18 protein-coding genes and 1 riboswitch are annotated in these 18,257 nt (G+C 64.3%); of the genes, 3 read left to right on the forward strand and 15 right to left on the reverse strand.

Annotated features, from left to right (window positions below; translation table 11 throughout):
• Positions 1-87: 87 nt before the first annotated feature.
• The 6 genes from F1002_RS08080 to F1002_RS08105 form a co-directional block, all read right to left on the reverse strand.
• Positions 88-891, reverse strand: a complete 804-nt coding sequence (locus F1002_RS08080; protein ID WP_150428497.1) for a TorF family putative porin — start codon at positions 889-891, stop codon at positions 88-90.
• Positions 892-945: 54 nt separating this feature from the next.
• The gene (gene kdpC / locus F1002_RS08085; RefSeq protein ID WP_150428498.1) at positions 946-1,527 is read right to left on the reverse strand and encodes a potassium-transporting ATPase subunit KdpC; all 582 of its coding nucleotides are present in this window, start codon (positions 1,525-1,527) and stop codon (positions 946-948) included.
• Between the two features lie 14 nt (positions 1,528-1,541).
• Positions 1,542-3,617: a potassium-transporting ATPase subunit KdpB gene (gene kdpB, locus F1002_RS08090; RefSeq protein ID WP_150428499.1), complete on the reverse strand. Its 2,076-nt coding sequence runs from the start codon at positions 3,615-3,617 to the stop codon at positions 1,542-1,544.
• A 10-nt stretch (positions 3,618-3,627) separates the two neighbouring features.
• Positions 3,628-5,436: a potassium-transporting ATPase subunit KdpA gene (gene kdpA, locus F1002_RS08095; RefSeq protein ID WP_150428500.1), complete on the reverse strand. Its 1,809-nt coding sequence runs from the start codon at positions 5,434-5,436 to the stop codon at positions 3,628-3,630.
• Positions 5,433-5,525, reverse strand: coding sequence for a potassium-transporting ATPase subunit F (locus F1002_RS08100; protein WP_150428501.1), 93 nt, complete (start codon positions 5,523-5,525; stop codon positions 5,433-5,435). The genes kdpA and F1002_RS08100 overlap by 4 nt, the downstream gene beginning before the upstream one ends.
• 505 nt (positions 5,526-6,030) lie before the next feature.
• A complete protein-coding gene (locus F1002_RS08105; RefSeq protein WP_150428502.1) occupies positions 6,031-6,681 on the reverse strand; it encodes a hypothetical protein in 651 nt (216 codons plus the stop codon).
• 82 nt (positions 6,682-6,763) lie between these two features.
• Here F1002_RS08105 and F1002_RS08110 point away from each other — a divergent pair, with 82 nt between their 5' ends.
• Positions 6,764-7,093: a DUF1840 domain-containing protein gene (locus F1002_RS08110; RefSeq protein WP_150428503.1), complete on the forward strand. Its 330-nt coding sequence runs from the start codon at positions 6,764-6,766 to the stop codon at positions 7,091-7,093.
• 6 nt (positions 7,094-7,099) lie between these two features.
• Here the strand turns inward: F1002_RS08110 and F1002_RS08115 are convergent, their stop codons facing one another.
• The 4 genes from F1002_RS08115 to F1002_RS08130 form a co-directional block, all read right to left on the reverse strand.
• Complete coding sequence (locus F1002_RS08115; RefSeq protein WP_150428504.1) at positions 7,100-7,477, reverse strand: Hpt domain-containing protein; 378 nt, start codon at positions 7,475-7,477, stop codon at positions 7,100-7,102.
• 61 nt (positions 7,478-7,538) lie between these two features.
• The gene (locus F1002_RS08120; RefSeq protein WP_191090340.1) at positions 7,539-8,108 is read right to left on the reverse strand and encodes a hypothetical protein; all 570 of its coding nucleotides are present in this window, start codon (positions 8,106-8,108) and stop codon (positions 7,539-7,541) included.
• A 36-nt stretch (positions 8,109-8,144) separates the two neighbouring features.
• Positions 8,145-8,519, reverse strand: coding sequence for a cupin domain-containing protein (locus F1002_RS08125; protein ID WP_150428506.1), 375 nt, complete (start codon positions 8,517-8,519; stop codon positions 8,145-8,147).
• Position 8,520: 1 nt separating this feature from the next.
• Positions 8,521-8,889, reverse strand: coding sequence for a cytochrome c5 family protein (locus F1002_RS08130; protein WP_150428507.1), 369 nt, complete (start codon positions 8,887-8,889; stop codon positions 8,521-8,523).
• A gap of 55 nt (positions 8,890-8,944) precedes the next feature.
• On the opposite strand from F1002_RS08130, the gene F1002_RS08135 reads away from it, so the two are divergent.
• On the forward strand, positions 8,945-9,640 hold the full coding sequence (locus tag F1002_RS08135; RefSeq protein WP_150428508.1) for an N-acetylmuramoyl-L-alanine amidase: 696 nt from the start codon (positions 8,945-8,947) through the stop codon (positions 9,638-9,640).
• Between the two features lie 9 nt (positions 9,641-9,649).
• Here F1002_RS08135 and murB read toward each other — a convergent pair whose 3' ends face one another.
• The 3 genes from murB to bamE all read right to left on the reverse strand — a co-directional run bounded on the left by murB (position 9,650) and on the right by bamE (position 15,103).
• Entirely contained in the window at positions 9,650-10,663 is a 1,014-nt protein-coding gene (gene murB / locus F1002_RS08140; RefSeq protein ID WP_150428509.1) for a UDP-N-acetylmuramate dehydrogenase, read from the reverse strand.
• Complete coding sequence (metH, locus tag F1002_RS08145) at positions 10,660-14,322, reverse strand: methionine synthase (protein ID WP_150428510.1); 3,663 nt, start codon at positions 14,320-14,322, stop codon at positions 10,660-10,662. Before metH ends, murB begins: the two co-directional genes overlap by 4 nt.
• Positions 14,323-14,416: 94 nt before the next feature.
• Positions 14,417-14,488, reverse strand: a riboswitch (S-adenosyl-L-homocysteine riboswitch).
• A 120-nt stretch (positions 14,489-14,608) separates the two neighbouring features.
• The gene (gene bamE / locus F1002_RS08150; RefSeq protein WP_150428511.1) at positions 14,609-15,103 is read right to left on the reverse strand and encodes an outer membrane protein assembly factor BamE; all 495 of its coding nucleotides are present in this window, start codon (positions 15,101-15,103) and stop codon (positions 14,609-14,611) included.
• Between the two features lie 89 nt (positions 15,104-15,192).
• Between bamE and F1002_RS08155 the strand changes: the two genes are divergently transcribed.
• Positions 15,193-15,585 (forward strand): rhodanese-like domain-containing protein, encoded by a 393-nt coding sequence (locus F1002_RS08155; protein WP_150428512.1) that lies wholly within the window; start codon positions 15,193-15,195, stop codon positions 15,583-15,585.
• On the opposite strand, the gene F1002_RS08160 is transcribed toward F1002_RS08155, so the two are convergent.
• Positions 15,565-16,767 carry a multidrug effflux MFS transporter gene (locus F1002_RS08160; RefSeq protein ID WP_150428513.1) on the reverse strand — a complete coding sequence of 401 codons (1,203 nt, stop codon included), beginning with the start codon at positions 16,765-16,767 and terminating at the stop codon, positions 15,565-15,567. The two genes, F1002_RS08155 and F1002_RS08160, sit on opposite strands and share 21 nt — an antisense overlap.
• Entirely contained in the window at positions 16,760-18,256 is a 1,497-nt protein-coding gene (locus F1002_RS08165) for a YifB family Mg chelatase-like AAA ATPase (protein ID WP_150428514.1), read from the reverse strand. Before F1002_RS08165 ends, F1002_RS08160 begins: the two co-directional genes overlap by 8 nt.
• Between the last annotated feature and the right edge of the window lies 1 nt (position 18,257).

Below are 18,257 nucleotides of genomic sequence, written 5' to 3' on the forward strand. Positions count from 1 at the left end.
AGCGGCCAATAAGGACGACAGCCTAAAACATCCGTAAAAAAGCACCGGTATTGAATGCCGGTGCTTGCCATCCGCGACAATTGACGATCAGAAAGTGCGCGAAACGGAGAATACGACGGTGGCGCGACCTGCATCCATGCGTTTGGAACCGGTCTGGCTGCCCGTATTGTCGATATCGTTGCTGAAACAGTAGAACTCGCCGCGACCGCAATCGCCCTTGGCATTGGTGTCGATGTAGCTCAATCCGAGCAGCCAGCCGTTGATATCCTTGGTTACGCCCAGTTTCCAGTCGGTATAGCTGGCATTCGCCACCTTGCGGAAAAACAGGTGACCGACATGGGCGTTGAGGCCCCAGCCAGCGCCCAGATCAAAGTTGGTTGCGACATCCAGATAGCCCGTGCCGTCGGTTTTCTCGCCGTTGGGTCCCTTGGCGTTGAAATAGTCGGTCATGGCGTAGTAATACTTGGCCGACAGGAATTTCCAGCTGGCACCAGCATACAGTTCGCCGTTTTTCACGCGCTTGCCGTTCAGGTCGGAACCCGGATAGGCGTAGTAGATGCCGCCGATATCCAGTCCGACATCGCCGATGGAGACTTTGTAACCGCCGTAGAAGTCCATTTCCAGATTGCCGTTGGGATAGCCGGCACCGGCGTTGACGTTGGAGTTCCAGTTGCCGACATAAAGGCCGCTGCCGTGGGCGTAATCGATGCCGCCCTGGAGCGCCGGTTGGCCAAAGGTCTGGGCAATGCCGCGGAAACGGTATTGGCTGAACAGCCCCGCATTGCCGGTCAAGGCCTGTGGCGTCGTTTCAAGCGCTCCGGTTGTCGATTGAGCCAATGCCGGCAGGCTGAAACTGCCGGCCAAAGCGGCAGCGATGATGATTTTCTTCAAGAGATCTCTCCTGTCTTTTGTCTATGAGCGCCCGGCCATGGCCGGGCATGAGGGTTATCGGGTAGCAGCCAGCTTGTCGAGGGCCAGGTTGAGTTCCAGGACATTGACGCGTGGTTCGCCGAGAACGCCGAGTTGGCGGCCTTCCGTATGGCTGGCGATCAGTTCGCGGACCTGCTCTTCCGGCAGATGGCGGTGGCGGGCGATGCGCGGCGCCTGCCAGCGCGCGGCAGCAACGCTGATGTGCGGGTCGAGGCCGCTGCCGGAGGCGGTAACCAGGTCGACCGGAATGGCGGCCGTCTGGGTCGGGTCGCTCGCCTTGAGCGCTTCGATGCGATTGTTGACGGATTCTTCCAGCGCCGGATTCAGCGGCCCTTGATTGGAAGCGCCGGATGAGGCCGCGTTGAAGGGCATCGGCGCGGTCGCCGACGGCCGACCCCAGAAATGGCCGGGATCGGAAAACGCCTGTCCGATCAGGCGCGATCCGCGTGTCTTGCCATCCTGGACAATCAGGCTGCCGTTGGCCTGATCCTGAAAAGCCGTCTGCGCGATGCCGGTAATCAGCGCCGGGTAGGCTGCACCGGTCAACACCGTCAGCAGGCCGAAAACGACGAATGCGGGTTTGAGTTCCTTGAGCATTTCAGGCTCCTCCGTTAAGCGAGATTGAGGCCGACCAGGATCAGGTCGATCAGCTTGATGCCGATGAAAGGCACGATCAGGCCGCCAATGCCGTAGACCAGCAGGTTGCGGCGCAGGATGGTGGCCGCGCCGAGGGGGCGATAGGCAACACCCTTCAAGGCCAGCGGAATCAGCGCGATGATGACCAGGGCGTTGAAAATGACCGCCGACAGGATGGCCGAATCGGGCGTCGCCAGCCCCATGACGTTCAAGGTGTTGAGCGCCGGATAGGTCGAGGCGAAAGCGGCCGGGATGATGGCGAAATACTTGGCCACGTCGTTGGCGATGGAGAAGGTGGTCAGCGCGCCGCGTGTCATCAGCATCTGCTTGCCGGTCTCGACGACCTCGATCAGCTTGGTCGGGTTGGAGTCGAGGTCGACCATGTTGCCGGCCTCCTTGGCGGCCTGGGTGCCGGTATTCATGGCCACCGCGACGTCGGCCTGGGCCAGTGCCGGCGCGTCGTTGGTGCCGTCGCCGGTCATCGCCACCAGGCGGCCCTCGGCCTGGTACTGGCGGATCAGCTTGAGCTTGGCTTCGGGGGTTGCCTCGGCCAGGAAGTCGTCCACCCCGGCCTCGCCGGCGATGGCGGCGGCGGTCAGGCGGTTGTCGCCGGTGATCATCACCGTCTTGATGCCCATCCGGCGCAATTCGGCGAACCGTTCCTTGATGCCGCCCTTGACGATGTCCTTGAGCTCGACAGCCCCGAGGACCTGCGCATTTCCCTGATTGACTTCGACGACGACCAGCGGCGTCGAGCCGTGGCGGGCGATATCGTCCACCGCTTCCTGTACCTTCGCCGGCCACTGAGCGCCCAGTGCCGTGACATGGGCCTTGACCGCTTCGGCGGCACCCTTGCGGATACTCCTGCCTTGCCAGTCGATGCCACTCATGCGCGTCTGAGCGGTGAAGTGCACGAACGTCGCCCCTTCGGCCTGGATATCGCGGCCGCGCTGATGCAGCACTTCCTTGGCCAGGTGCACGATGGAGCGGCCTTCTGGTGTCTCATCGGCCAACGAGGCGTAGAGCGCGGCGTCAGCCAACTGCTTTTCGGAGAAGCCGGGGGCGGCGACGAATTTGGCCGCCTGACGGTTGCCCAGCGTGATCGTGCCGGTCTTGTCGAGCATGAGTACGTCGACATCGCCGGCCGCCTCGACGGCGCGGCCGGAGGTGGCGATGACGTTCTTGGCCATCATGCGGCTCATGCCGGCGACGCCGATGGCCGACAGCAGGCCGCCGATGGTTGTCGGTATCAGGCACACGAGCAGCGCGACCAGCACGGTCACCGTGATCGGCGAGCCGGCACCGGCAGCCTCGACGCTGAACAGCGAGAACGGCAGCAGCGTCGTCGTGGCAAGCAGGAAGGCGATGGTCAGCGCGACGAGCAGGATGGTCAGGGCGATTTCGTTCGGCGTCTTCTGGCGCTTGGCTGCTTCGACCATGCCGATCATCCGGTCGAGGAAGGTTTCGCCGGGATTGACCGAGATACGCACGACCAGCCAGTCGGACAGAACGCGGGTGCCGCCGGTGATGGAAGAAAAGTCACCGCCAGCCTCGCGGATGACCGGAGCCGATTCACCGGTGATCGCCGACTCGTCGACCGAGGCGACGCCTTCGATGACCTCGCCGTCGCCGGGGATCACCTCGCCGGACGTGACGATGACGACATCGCCTTTGCGCAGGTCTTCCGAAGGGACCGTATGCATCTTGGCGCCGTGGCGGGGCTCCTGCAGTTTCTTGGCCCAGACCGTCTTGCGCAGGCCGCGCAGCGCGGCAGCCTGGGCTTTGCCCCGGCCCTCGGCGAGCGCTTCGGCGAAGTTGGCGAAGAGCACGGTGAACCACAGCCACAGCGCGATGGCCAGGATGAAGCCGGCCGATGCCTCGCCTTTGCCGCCGAGCGCCTGGAAGAACAAGCCGGTAGTCAGCACGCTGCCCAGCCAGACCACGAACATCACCGGATTCTTGACCTGGTAGCGCGGCGACAGCCGTTTGAGGGATTCGACCGCGGCTTCGCGCAGCAGCGCCGGATCGAGCATGGATTGCGACGTTTGCATCAAATTCTCCTTAGCGGGCGCCGATCATTTGCAGGTGTTCAACGATGGGGCCCAGGGCCAATGCAGGCAGGAAGGTCAGCGCGCCGACCACGACGACGGTGCCGATCAGCAGCATGACGAAGAGCGGGCCATGCGTCGGCAGCGTCCCGGCACCCGGCCGGATGCTCTTCTTGGCAGCCAGCGAACCGGCGATGGCGAGTACCGGAACGATCAGCCAGAACCGCGAGAACAGCATGGCGAAGCCGAGCAGCGTGTTGTAGAAGGGTGTGTTGGCCGACAATCCGCCGAACGCACTGCCGTTGTTGTTGCCGGCCGACGACAGGGCGTACAGGATTTCCGAGAAGCCGTGCGCACCCGGATTGGCGATGCCGGCCCGGCCGGCATCGGCCGTAACGGCGATGGCCGTGCCGAGCAGCACCACCAGCGGCGGCACCAGGATGGCGACAGCGGCCATCTTGACCTCGAAGGCTTCGATCTTCTTGCCCAGGTATTCCGGCGTGCGGCCAATCATCAGGCCGGCGACGAAGACGGCGACCAGCGCGAAGATGATCATGCCGTAGAGCCCCGAACCGACACCCCCGAAAACCACCTCGCCCAACTGCATCATCCACATGGGTACCAGGCCGCCGAGCGGCGTGAAGGAGTCGTGCATGGCATTGACCGAACCGTTCGAGGCGGCGGTGGTCACCGTTGCCCACAGCGCCGAGTTGACGACACCGAAGCGGGTTTCCTTGCCTTCCATGTTGCCGCCGGCTTGCAGTTCCGACGCCTGGGTGTCCAGGCCCAGGCGCTCGAACAGCGGGTTGCCCGACTGCTCTGCCCAGACGCAGACGGCCAGCATGGCAACGAAGATGAGGGTCATCGCCGAAAGGATGGTCAAGCCTTGGCGCCGGTCGCCGACATAAATTCCGAAGGTGATGCACAGGGCGGCCGGAATCAGGAAAATGGCCAGCACTTCCAGGAAATTGGCCAGTGGCGTCGGATTCTCGAACGGGTGGGCCGAGTTGACGCCGAAGAAACCGCCGCCGTTGGTACCCAGCTGCTTGATGGCGATCTGCGAAGCGGCCGGACCGACTGCGATGCGCTGTTCCCCGGTCGTTGCTTTTTCCACAATCGGCAGGCCTTGCGCATCCTTCAGCGGTTGGCCGTCGTCACCCAGCTTGGGTTGCTCGAAATCGAGCTGCTCAACGAGGTGGGCGGTAGCGTGTGCGTTGAACGTCTGTACGACGCCTTGGCTGACCAGGGCTGTCGACAGCAGGATGCTCAGCGGCAACAGAACGTAGAGCGTCGAACGTACCAGATCGACCCAGAAATTGCCCAAGGCAGCGGTTTCGCGTTGCATGAAGCCGCGTGCGAGGGCAACGAGTACTGCCATGCCGGTGGCGGCGGACAGGAAATTCTGTACGCCAAGTCCGAGCATCTGGGTCAGATAGCTCATCGTCGACTCGCCGCCGTAAGACTGCCAGTTCGTGTTGGAAGCAAAACTGGCAGCGGTATTGAAGGCCAGATCGGCTGTCGTTGCCATCATGCCGTCTGGATTGAAGGGCAACACGTCTTGCAGGCGCTGCAGCGCGTATACGGCCAGGAAACCAATCAGGTTGAAGATCAGGACGGCCAATGCATAGCGTGTCCAGGACATCGAGTCGTCGCCACGCACTCCTGCCAGGCGATAGATGCCTCGCTCCAGCGGGCGCAACCAGCGTACGGGGAGCGGAATGTCGCCTTGATAGACGCGCGCCATGTAGCGGCCCAGCGGCCAGGCACAGGCAAAGAGAACGGCCAGATACAGGCCGATTTGCAGATAGCCGTTGCCAGTCATGAGAAATTCTCCGGGAAGAACAGGACGGCAATCAGATAGCCGAATACGCCAATGGCAACTGCCAGGGCGATCAGGTAGAGCGGATTCATCACTTCCTCCGAATCTTTTCAAACAGAGGGACGAGGCCGGCCGTTACAGCGAAAAACGCGACGACAAGCAGCAGGTAGAGCGGGTCCATGAAACCTCCCATAGGGACAAGTTGCGACAAGCGCTACGTTAATTTTTCGCGTGTTAAGAAAGCGCTAAAGAGGACCATCAGCGCGTTAAGCGCGCATAAAGAGCGCAGAGACGAGGGGAATTGATGACAGCGGTTTGCCGAGCCGGCATGATGGCTTGGCGGCTATGCACGATCAGCCGCAGGGCGCCGGCTTTAGCGATTTCGGGCGGCGGGCTTCGAGGCGGCAAATGCCGCTCGGGATTCAGGCTGTGGCGCGGGAAGCAAGGGGTCGATCACCGTGCCCTCTTTGGCTGGTCGGTGAGCGGAAGCGTGGTCAAATACCGGTCGTTGTGCCGGTTCCACGCAATAAAGTGAAGTATCCGGGGATGGGCCGCGGCATGGCCGTAGCAGACTCCGGAAAGACCGTCAGTCGAACATCAGACGCGGACGGCGACACCCTTGATGTTGCCGTAGGTCGTGGTCAGCGTGCGCAGGACGCTGGCGCCGGCATCGAGCAGCAGCATGAACAGGTTGCGCTCGGTGTACAGGCAGACCGGGTGGCGTATGTCGTATTTGTCGGCGAGCGGGGGGGCCAGCGGCGCAAAGCGCTGCTCGATCAGGGCATCGCCTCCGGCATAGTCCTGGCCCAGCTCCGAGTGCAGGCCGAGGACCGAGACGTAGAGCTTGCCGCCGATACGCAATTGCAGGAGCAGGCGGCGGACGGTTTGCCGGGCTTGCCCGTAGGGCAGGCCGCACAGGCCGCGGCGGACGATGATCATGTCGAAGGGTTGGCCCGGGAACACCTCGGGCAGCGCATTCAGTTCCGAGGCCATGACGGTAATCTGGTCCTTGTAGCCGGAGGCCAGGACACGGCCTTCGATTTCCTGCTGAAATGCCGGGCGGTCGACCACAAGCACCTGCGCGCCGAGGTTGGCCAGTTTGGGCGCCAGTTCGCATCGCTTGTCGGAGACGATGAGGACGGCGACGCGATGATCGATGCGCTGGCGCTTGACGCACTCTTCCAGCGCGAAGCGTTCCAGCTCGTCCGTCCCGTTGTCCCAGGGATTGGCGTTAATATGTGTTGTCATGCGTGTCGTCTCCCTCCGTTTCAATTTACCCGAATGCCGGCTTGGATGACAACGAGGATGTTATCGATCGAAAGGAAAAATCATGTTGGTTCGCTTTATCTCCAGCGAAACCGGTGAAATTCTGATGTTCGCCGAAGCGGCCAGAAGCCTGTTGCAGGTTCTCGGCAAGGAAACGACGGCCAAAGGGGCCTTTCTGCCTGACGAAATGATGGCGGCCGCCCAAACGCTGAAGGACGCGGTGAGCCGCGCCGAGGCGCCCCCCGTGGAGGATGAGGTCGATGCCGATGGGCGGAAAAAGGAGCCGGTGGTTGCGCTGGGTCAGCGCGCCTGGCCATTGATCGACATGCTGGAACGGACGGCCAAGGGGGGGCGCAAGGCCAATATCGTCTGGGAGGCACCCGCCGCTTTCTGAGCGGCTTCAGTTGTCGGCAGGGATGTCGAAGCCTTGGGCGATGCCGGTAAGCACCAGGGTGAGTTCCTGTTCGAAGCCGGCGAAATAGTCTTCCCACAGCGGGTCGTCGTCATGCAGGGCGCGTTCCAGCAGAAGGGCGATGTCCTGCAGGCCGACGGCGCCGATCGTTCCGGCCAGCCCCTTGGCGCTGTGCGCCAGCCGTTCGGCGGTGACCAGGTCGCCGCGGTCGATGGCCGCGCGCAGCGTCTGCGTTTCGTGGTGGAAGCGAGCGTGAAAATCGCGCAGGACCTTCTCATAGAGGCTCGGCTTGTTCATCAGGCGTCGCAGGCCTGCGGCCTTGTCGATACCAGGGAGGTCCGGTAGTGCGTCGGTGGCGTCTGTCATGTGAGTGGCCTCCTGGGTTGTCGTGCGGACCGGGTCCGCGTCTGACGGAATTGTGCGTGGACTAGAACAGCTCGATGTCGTCGCTCTTGTCCTTCATGTCGGCCATGAATTTGTCGACCGCCTCGTGGACGGGGACACCCTGCATGACCGCATCGAACATGGCGATTTCCTCGCGGGTGGTGTACTTGGTCTTGATCTTGTCCTGCAGGCCAACCCACTCGCCGGGATTGAAGAGGCGGCGCGGGTCGGAGACCAGGTCGCTGAGGTCGCCGAGGCTGAGGCCGACGTGGGCCAGTCGTTGAACCAGCTTGTCGTAGAACTGAAAAGCGATGATGGTTTGGTGCACCATGCCCGAAACGTGCCCGGAGACGCCGCTCAGGTTCCGCTTGGCGACACCGACTTCTCCGTCGTCGGGCAGCGTCTCGACGGTGTCGGCTATTGTCCGCATGTAGCTCGCCATGGTCGTGAACGAATCGGTCAGCACCTCGACGGAGGCATTGCTGTCCTTCATTGCCGATTCGATCTGGACGGCCGCCAATTCGAGCATCAGCACGGTTTCCCGGACCTGGCTCCAGTTGAGGTCCGGCATATGGGCGCTGGTGCCTCTCGGTTGGCTACTTTCCTTTGTCATTTTTTCCCCCTTGCGTCGGCAAAACTATAGCGCAATTCACGAGGGGCGATCTATTAACACATAGTGTTTGCGTACCGACTCGAGGACTTCGAATGTTCCCGTGAATCCGGACGGAATAACGCAGGCCTCTCCAGGCCCGAATTCGGCGGCGTTTCCCGCATCGTCGGAAATGCGTAACCGGCCTTCGATGACGCAGAAAAATTCATCTTTTCCGGGGGCGAAGGCGATGTTCCAGGCGCCAGGTTCGCAGGCCCAGATACCGGCCGAGAGGTCGCCATTGGCGCTCAGGAAATGTTCCCAGGTGGTGCGTTGAGGATTCCCGCGGACCAGCCGGTCCGGACGGGGATGGTCGTGGCTGGGGTCGGGGGTTTGGGCGGCGAAAATAGCCAACTTCGCGGTCGGTTGCGGCATGTCATTTCTTCTTTCGTTTGTCGGCTTTTTGGCGCCAACGGGCGAGGTCGGCCTCGGTGGGTTCGCTGAAGCGGCCACCGCCGGCGTTGGCCATGTAGATGACCGCCCGGGCGACCTCGGCGTCGCTCAAGGCCGGATTGCCGCCTTTGGCGGGCATCTTGCGGATACCGGCAAGCGCGCTCGGCACCAGGTCGTTCAATCCTTCGCGGACCAGTTTTCCCCAGCGCTTGGTGTCGCCGAATACCGGGGCCTTGTCCTTGCCGCTGCCGTGGCATTCCTGGCAGGTGCTTTCATAAACCTCGGCTCCCGTCTTCTCCGCGGCGAATGCCGGGAGTGACAGCGCAGCCAGCAGGATCAAGCTTGGGCGCATCGCTTACCTTTCAACAGATGGAGGCGACATGTTAATTTGCCGCGATAATTCGTGCATGAAAACCATCCTGCCGCTCGTAGTCCTGGCTCTTTCAACGACCGTCGCCGCCGCGCCGCTGGTGGCCGTCGATGTCGGCCATGGCATCCAGGACAGCGGCGCGATCAGCGCCCGGGGGCGCACGGAGTTCGCGTTCAATCGCGATTTCGCCGGCCTGCTGGCGACGACCCTGCGGCAGCGGGAACTCGGCGTCCGGGAGGTCAATTTCGACGGCCGGATCGGCAGCCTGCATGCCCGGCCGCAGGCCGCCGAGGGCAGCGATTTCTTCATTTCCATCCATCACGATTCGATCGGCGAAGCCTGGCTGCTCGACTGGGAATGGGAAGGCAAGCCGCAGCGCTATACCGAGGTCAAGCGCGGCTACGGCATTTTCGTCTCGGCGCAGAATCCCGATCCGGCAACGAGTTTGCGCTGTGCGTCGGCCATCGGCGCGATGATGCGGCGTGCCGGCTTCGAGCCCTCCACCTGGCACGCCCGCAAGCACCAGCCAGCCGATGCGGAAAACGGTGTTTGGTACTACGACAATCTGGTCGTGCTGTACCGGACCGGCTTGCCCGCCGTATTGTTCGAGGCCGGTGTGATCAAGCATCGCGACGAGGAGCTGGAGTTGCTCGATCCCGTACGCCAGGCGCGCATGGCCGATGCCGTGGCGACCGGTATTGCTGCCTGCCTCTACGTCAAGGCCGCCGACTAGGCGGACGGTTCATAGAAAGATCGGTTCCGGCGTCAGCGCGACACCGAATTTTTCCCTGACCGACGCCTGCACGGCAGCCATGGTCTGCTTGACGTCGTGGCCGGTGGCGCCGCCGTGATTCACCAGCACCAGTGCCTGTTTCTCATACATGCCAACCGGGCCGAGCGACCGGCCCTTCCAGCCGGCCTGTTCGATCAGCCAGCCGGCAGCCAGCTTGACGCGGCCGTCGGGCTGCGGGTAGCAGGGCAGGCCGGGATGGGCGGCCTTCAGCGCGTCGGCCTGGGCGGCGGCGACCACGGGGTTGTGGAAGAAACTCCCTGCGTTCGGCATGTGGGCCGGATCGGGCAGCTTGCGCTGCCGAACGGCGATGACGGCATCGGCGATGTCGCGTGCAGTCGGTTCGGCGATGTCGCGGGCAGCCAGTTCCTGCGCCACGTCCGCATAACGGCAGTTGGGCTGCCAGGCTTTGGGCAGCCGGAACAGGACCGAGGTGATCGCCATCCGTCCGCTCAGATGCCAGCCTTCCTGCTTGAACCGGCTGTCGCGATAGCCGAAGCGACAGTCGTCGCGGTTGAAGCCGACGAAGGCCTGACGCTCGAAATCCCAGGCCGTCACGGACTGCAGCCGTTCGCCGACTTCCAGTCCGTAAGCACCGATATTCTGGATCGGCGCCGCGCCGACCGTACCCGGGATCAGGCTGAGGTTTTCCAGCCCCGGCCAGCCCTGGGCCAGGGTCCATTGCACGAAATCGTGCCAGTTCTCGCCAGCCCCGGCTTCGACGTAAACGGCTTCGGCATCTTCCCCGACCAAGTGTTTTCCGGGGATCGCCATGTGCAGGACCAGCCGGTCGACATCGCCGCTCAGCACCAGGTTGCTGCCGCCGCCGAGGATGAAACGCGGCCCCGACGCGAGGGCCGGGTCGCGCAGGGCATCGGCATTGGCAATGCGGGCGAAGCGAGCCGCCCGCCCCGGCAGGGCCAGGGTGTTGAGCGGTCCGAGTTCGCGCTGGGTCTGCAGGGTCACAGCAACGGGGCCAGCCAGTATTCGGCATCCTTGATCGACAGGCCTTTGCGTTTTGCCCAGTCTTCGAGCTGGTCGCGGCCGATCTTGGGAATGGCGAAGTAGCTGGCTGCCGGGTGGCCGATGTAGAAGCCGGACACCGCCGCTGCCGGCGTCATGGCGCAGGACTCGGTGAGGTTCATTCCGGCGTTGGCCGGGGCATCGAGCAGGGCGAACAGCTCGCGCTTGGCGGTGTGATCCGGGCAGGCCGGGTAGCCGGGGGCGGGGCGGATGCCCTGGTATGCCTCGGCGACCAGCGCGTCGTTGTCGAATGACTCGTCGGCGGCATAGCCCCAATAGTCGGTGCGCACCCGCATGTGCAGCCACTCGGCGGCGGCTTCGGCCAGGCGGTCGGCCAAGGCCTTGAGCATGATTGCCGAGTAGTCGTCGTGGGCCGCCTCGAATTCGGCGACCCTGGCCTCGATGCCGAGGCCCGCGGTGACAGCGAAGGCGCCGACATAATCGCGTTCGCCGACGTAATCGGCGAGGGCGACGTTGTAGCGGCCTTTCGGCTGCTTGTGCTGCTGGCGCAGGCCGACCCACCGGGCGATTTCCTGCGTGCGGCTCTCGTCTCCGTAGATCACGATGTCCTCGTTTTCGCCCCGGGCCGGATAGAGACCGAACACGGCGCGGGCGTGGAGCCAGTCCTCGCTGATGATCCGGCCGAGCATGTCCTTGGCGTCGGCGAACAGCTGGCGGGCGGTTTCGCCGACCGTTTCGTTGTCGAGGATGGCCGGGTAGCGGCCGGCCAGATCCCAGCTCTGGAAGAAGGGCGACCAGTCGATGAACAGCGACAGGGTCTCGAGGTCGAGATCGAGGGTGTGCAGGCCCAATGCCTTGGGGGCGACCGCGGTGAAATCCGCGCCGGGTACGAAGCGATTGGCGCGGGCTTCATCCAGCGTCACCAGCGTGGCGCCTTTGCGGCCGGCGTGTTCGGCACGCACGGTTTCGTATTCGGCGGCGATTTCGGCGACATAAGCCGCCTTTTGCTCGACGGACAGCAGTTTGGTGGCGACGCCGACGGCGCGCGAGGCATCCGGCACGTAGACCACCGGGCTGTCGGTGTTGGTGGCGATCTTGATCGCCGTGTGGGCGCGGCTGGTCGTGGCGCCGCCGATGAGCAGCGGCTGGCTCATGCCCTGGCGCTTCATCTCGGCCGCGACGTGGGCCATTTCCTCGAGCGACGGGGTGATCAGGCCGGACAGGCCGATGATGTCCACGCGATGTTCGAGCGCCGCCTTCAGGATGTTGTCGCAGGAGACCATGACGCCGAGGTCGACGATGTCGTAGCCGTTGCAGCCGAGGACGACGCCGACGATGTTCTTGCCGATGTCGTGCACGTCGCCCTTGACGGTGGCCATCAGGATCTTGCCCTTGGAGCCGAGGCCGGTGCGGGATTTCTCGGCTTCGATGAAGGGCAGCAGATGGGCGACCGCCTGTTTCATGACGCGGGCCGATTTGACCACCTGCGGCAGGAACATCTTGCCGGCGCCGAACAGGTCACCGACGTGGTTCATGCCGGCCATCAGCGGGCCTTCGATGACGGCGAGCGGCGGTTTGCCCTCGCTTTCCAGCTTGGCGCGCACTTCCTCGGTATCGGCCACGACGAAGTCGGTGATGCCCTTGATCAGCGCGTGCTCCAAGCGCTTTTCGACGGACTGCTCGCGCCAGCTCAGGTCGGGGCCGCTGTCCTTGGCCTTGCCTTCCTTGACGGTCTGGGCGAAATCGACCAGCGCCTCGCCGGCGCCCGGGTGGCGGTTGAGCACCACGTCCTCGACCTTGCCGCGCAATTCCGGCTCCAGGTCGTCATAGACGCCGAGCATGCCGGCGTTGACGATGCCCATGGTCATGCCGTTCTGGATGGCGTGGTAGAGGAAGACGGTGTGGATTGCCTCGCGCACTGGGTCGTTGCCGCGGAAGCTGAACGAGACGTTGGAGACGCCGCCGGAAATGTGGGCGTGCGGCAGGTTCTGCTTGATCCAGCGCACCGACTCGATGAAATCGACCGCGTAGTTGTCGTGTTCCGGGATGCCGGTGGCGATGGCGAAGATGTTCGGATCGAAGATGATGTCTTCGGCCGGGAAGCCGATGCCGGTCAGCAGTTCGTAGGCCTTGCCGCAAATCTCGGTCTTGCGCGCATAGGTGTCGGCCTGGCCCTTCTCGTCGAAGGCCATGACGATCACCGCGGCGCCGTAGCGGCGGGCGAGCTTGGCCTGTTCCAGGAACTTGGCTTCGCCTTCCTTCATCGAGATCGAATTGACGATGCCCTTGCCCTGGATGCACTTCAGGCCGGCCTCGATGACCTCCCATTTCGACGAGTCGATCATGATCGGCACGCGCGAAATGTCCGGTTCGGAGGCGATCAGCTTGAGGAACTTGTCCATCGCGGCGAGCGAATCGAGCATCGCCTCGTCCATGTTGATGTCGATGACCTGCGCGCCATTCTCGACCTGCTGGCGGGCGACGGCCAGCGCGTCGTCGAAGCGGCCTTCGAGGATCATGCGGGCGAAAGCCTTGGAGCCGGTGACGTTGGTCCGTTCGCCGACGTTGACGTACAGCGACTCGTGCGTGACGTTGAAGGCCTCCAGCCCGGACAGGCGCAGCGCCGGTTCGATCTGCGGAAGCGGGCGCGGCGCGACCGGCGCGACGCGGCGGGCGATGGCGGCGATGTGCTCCGGCGAGGTGCCGCAGCAGCCGCCGACGATATTGACGATGCCGGCCTTGGCCCAGCTCTCGATCTCGTCGGCCAGCATGTCGGCGGTTTCGTCGTAGCCGCCGAAGGCGTTCGGCAGGCCGGCGTTCGGGTGGGCCGAGACGTAGCAGTCGCAGACGCGGGACAGTTCCTCGACGTACTGACGCAGTTCCTTGGCGCCGAGCGCGCAGTTTAGGCCGAAGGACAGCGGCTGGACATGGCGCAGCGAGTTCCAGAAGGCCTCGGCGGTCTGGCCGGACAGCGTGCGCCCGGAGGCGTCGGTAATGGTGCCGGAAATCATCACCGGCCAGCGGCGGCCGGCGGCATCGAAGAATTGTTCGATGGCGAACAGCGCGGCCTTGGCGTTCAGCGTGTCGAAGACGGTTTCGACGAGCAGGATGTCGGCGCCGCCATCGGTCAGGCCGCGGATGGCCTCGACGTAGTCGGTCACCAGTTCGTCGAAGGACACGTTGCGGTAGCCGGGGTCGTTGACGTCCGGCGAGATCGACGCGGTGCGGCTGGTCGGACCGAGCACGCCGGCGACGAAGCGCGGCTTGGCCGGGTTGGCGGCGGTGAATTCGTCGCACAGCCGGCGGGCCAGCGCGGCGCCTTCCTTGTTCAACTCGTAGACGATGCTTTCCAGCTTGTAATCGGCCTGCGACACGGCGGTCGAGTTGAAGGTGCAGGTTTCGAGGATGTCGGCGCCGGCTTCCAGGTATTCGCGGTGAATGCCGCCGATGATGTCGGGGCGGGTCAGCACCAGCAGGTCGTTGTTGCCCTTCAGGTCATGCGCGTGATCGGCGAAGCGCGTGCCCCGGTAGTCCGCTTCCTGCAGGCCGTGGCGCTGGATCATGGTGCCCATGGCGCCGTCGAGGACGAGCAGGCGTTGCTGGAGCAGGGTGGAGAGTTCGGACGTACGATCGGGCTGCATGGATCACCTCGGCAAAGCGGTTTGTTACCAGAATTCGCACCGGGGGCTCCGCAATAGCAAACGGCGCCACAAACCGGGACTAGGAGAAACTAGGGGTTTGCGAGCGCCGTTGATCGTTGCCGAGCCTGGCCCCTTGAATGGAAGGGTCGCAGCGCTCCTCGGCAGAGGTGCTAGTTTACCGGGGGCGGCCCGGACTGCCAAGTGTATTGATTTTGGAGACGTTTTCACCGGCAGGGCCGGCGTCCCGTGCTGTCTTCCCGCCAGGGCGGCGACGGCGGAAATGTCCCTAGCCCTTGACGGCGACACGCTTGGAGGTTTTCTTGACCCCGCCGTTGTCGGTATCGAAATGCACCATGAAGTAGGTTTCGTCCATCGGCGGCATGCCTTCGATACGCCACTCCCAGATTTCCTCGCGCAGGTTGTTGAAGGTCTGCTTGCTGCCCGGTGCGCCGAGCAGGCGACGGATGTCGTCCTTGCTCATGCCGACGCGGACCCTGGCGTAATTGGCATCGTTGAGCACCTGCTCGACCTGGGTGACCACGTGGTCCTGGCCAAAGGTGATCATGTAGCAACTGCTGCCGTTCGGCTGCCGGGCGTATTCCCAGGTTGCCGTGCCATCGTCGTTCCAGTGGATGAAGCCGGGCTCGCCCATGCGCGAGCGGACATCGGCCTGCGTCGTGACGCCCGGCTTGATCTCCTTTAGGTTGACGAAGTCGCAGGCCGGTAGTGCGGCGGCGATGATGGCCGAGGCGGCGGCGGATATCCAGGCGGGCAGTTTCATGCGAACTCCGGTCGATGGGGAAAGGCAAGTTTACGCCCGGGCGGGCTCTCTTTCATAATATCCATCCCCACTAATTTTCGGATATGCCGATGCAGCACCTCGATCCCCGGGCCGCCTACGAATTTCTGCAGCAGGATGCGCAAGCCGTCCTGATCGACTGTCGGGCGGAAACCGAGTTCATGTATGTCGGTTTTCCAGTCGGAGCCGAGCATGTGGCCTGGCAAGAGGGGCCGGATTGGGAAATCGACCCGCAGTTTGCCGCCAAGGTGGCGCGGGTGGTGAAAGGCGATCTGGCACGGCCGGTCCTGCTCATCTGCCGCAGCGGCAATCGTTCGGTCGATGCCGGGCAGGCGCTGGAAGCGGCCGGGTTTACGCAGGTGATCAACGTGCTCGAAGGGTTCGAAGGCCCGCTCGATGAGAATTACCATCGCGGCACGCTGGGCGGCTGGCGTTTTCGCGGCCTACCGTGGTACCAGACGTAAGCGCTGGTGGAGCAGGGCGGCGCTGCCGCCGACCAGCATCAGGCCGGCCATGCCGAGCGACAGCGTCAGCGTCGAACCCCACAGGGCCGGGGCGATCAGTGCCGCGGTGATGCCGTTGAAGCCTGACTGGAAGAAGGTCTGGCACGAGGCGGCCAGTCCGCGCTGAGCGGGGAAGGGATCGAGCGCGAAGAGACTCAGACAGGGCATGGCCAGCGACATGCCCAGCGTGTAGAGAAAAATGGGCAGGACGCTCCACGGCAGCCCCGGTGGCAGCGCAATATTGAGCAGCAGGTTGATGCCGGCGGCGCTGCCCATCACGGCATAGCCGATGGCGATGGTGCGCGACAGCTGCACCTTGCCGGCCAGGCGGCCGGAAAGCCACGAACCGCCGATCAGTCCGGCCATGGCCGGGCCGAACAGCCAGAGAAAGCCGGTTTCCGGCACCCCGAGGTGGGTCATCAGAAAGACCGGGGCGGACAGGATATAGATGAAGAAGCCGCTGAAGTTGAGCGCCAGTGCCGCGCAGGCGGTCAGGAAGGCCGGCGAGGTCATAACCTTCCAGTAGGTGCTGGCCAGGTAGGCCGGGCGCAGGGATTGGCGTTTTTCCGGCGGCAGCGTTTCCGGCATCAGTTTCCAGCAGGCCAGCCACAGAACGCCGGTGGCGAGCACCAGAAACGCGAAGACCGAGCGCCAGCCGAACAGAGTCTGCAGCCAGCCGCCGATGACCGGGGCGACGGCGGGGGCCAGCGCGAACATCATGGTGATCTGCGACATCAGGCGCTGGGCCTCGGCGCCGTCGAACAGGTCGCGGACGATGGCCCGGCTGATGACGATGCCTGCCCCGGCGGTGACGCCCTGCATAGCCCGCCAGAACCACAGCTGTTCGATGCGGGTGGCCAGCATGCAGCCGGCCGAGGCGACGGCGAACAGGCCGACGGCGACCAGGATGACCTTGCGCCGTCCGAAGCGGTCGGAAATGGCGCCGTGCCACAAGGTCATCAGGGCGAAGGAGAACAGGTAGGCCGACAGGGTCTGCTGCACTTCCAGCGGCGTCGCCTGAAGCTTTTCGCCGATCTCGTGGAAGGAGGGCAGGTAGGTGTCGATGGAAAAGGGACCGAGCGCCGACAGCGAAGCCAGCAGGGTGGCGATGCCCCGGGTGCTGCGCCGGTTGCCCTCAGCCACGGGCAAAGCGCCGGTACTGGATGGCCTCGGCAATGTGTGGCGCGCGGATATCGTCGCTGCCGGCCAGGTCGGCAATGGTGCGGGCGACCTTGAGTACGCGGTGCCAGGCGCGGGCCGACAGGTCGAGTTGCGCCGTGGCTTGCTTGAGCAGTTTGCCGCCCGCCTCGTCCGGCTGACAGCAGGCGTCGATTTCCCGGGTGTCGAGCCGGGCATTGGGCTTGGCCTGGCGGGCCGTTTGCCGGGCCAGGGCGGCTTCGACCCGCGAACGCACTGCCGCCGAGGATTCCCCTGCTCCCCGTTCGGCAAGTGTTTCGGCGGGCAGGGCGGGCACCTCGATGATCAGGTCGATGCGGTCGAGGAAGGGACCGGAAAGCTTGCCACGGTAGCGGGAAACCTGATCCGGGGTGCAGCGGCATTTGTGGTTGCCATGGCCCAAAAAACCGCAGGGACACGGATTCATCGCCGCGATCAGCTGGAATTCGGCTGGAAATTCGGCGCGCCGGGCGGCGCGGGCAATGTGGATACGCCCGGTTTCGAGCGGTTCGCGCAGGGTCTCGATTACCTTGCGGTCGAATTCCGGCAGTTCGTCCAGAAAAAGAATGCCCTGATGCGCCAGGCTGATTTCGCCGGGGCGCGGCGGATTGCCGCCACCAACCAGGGCGACGGCCGAAGCGGTGTGGTGCGGCTGGCGGTAGGGACGAACGCCGAAGGCCTCGGGGCGGAACTGGCCGACCAGCGACAGGACGGCCGCCGAGCTTTTGGCCGCTTCGTTGTCGAGATCCGGCATCAGTCCGGGCAGGCGGGCGGCGAGCATCGACTTGCCCGAACCGGGTGGTCCGAGCATGAGGAGCGAATGTCCGCCGGCTGCGGCGATTTCGAGGGCCCGCTTGGCCTGGGCTTGTCCGCGCACATCGGCGAGGTCGGGAACGGGCGGGCGGTTGGTCGGGCCGCTTGCCGATTCGGCCACGGGCAGATGCTCGCGATCGGCGAGGTGAGCGCAGACGCCGAGCAGCGAACGGGCCGCCAGGATGCGGGCCGAGCCGATGAGGGCCGCTTCGCGGGCGCTTTCCTCGGGCAGGATGAAGGATTTGCCGTCCTCCCGGGTTTGCAGCGCCATGGCCAGCGCACCGCGGATCGGGCGCAGTTCGCCGGATAGCGACAACTCGCCGGCGAATTCGTAAGCGCCCAGGGCGCCGGCCGGAAGCTGCCCGCTGGCGGCGAGGATGCCGAGTGCGATGGGCAGGTCGAAGCGCCCGGATTCCTTGGGCAGGTCGGCCGGCGCAAGATTGACGGTGATGCGCTTGCTGGGGAATTCGAAGCCGGAGTTGACGATGGCGGCGCGCACCCGGTCGCGCGCTTCCTTGACTTCGGTATCGGGCAGGCCGACCAACGTAAAGCTGGGCAAGCCGCTGGCCAGATGGGCCTCGACGATGACCGGCGGGGCGTTCAGGCCATCCAGTCCGCGACTGTGGGCGATGGCCAGCGCCATG

The organism is Dechloromonas sp. CZR5, from assembly GCF_008711155.1.
Lineage (GTDB): Bacteria > Pseudomonadota > Gammaproteobacteria > Burkholderiales > Rhodocyclaceae > Azonexus.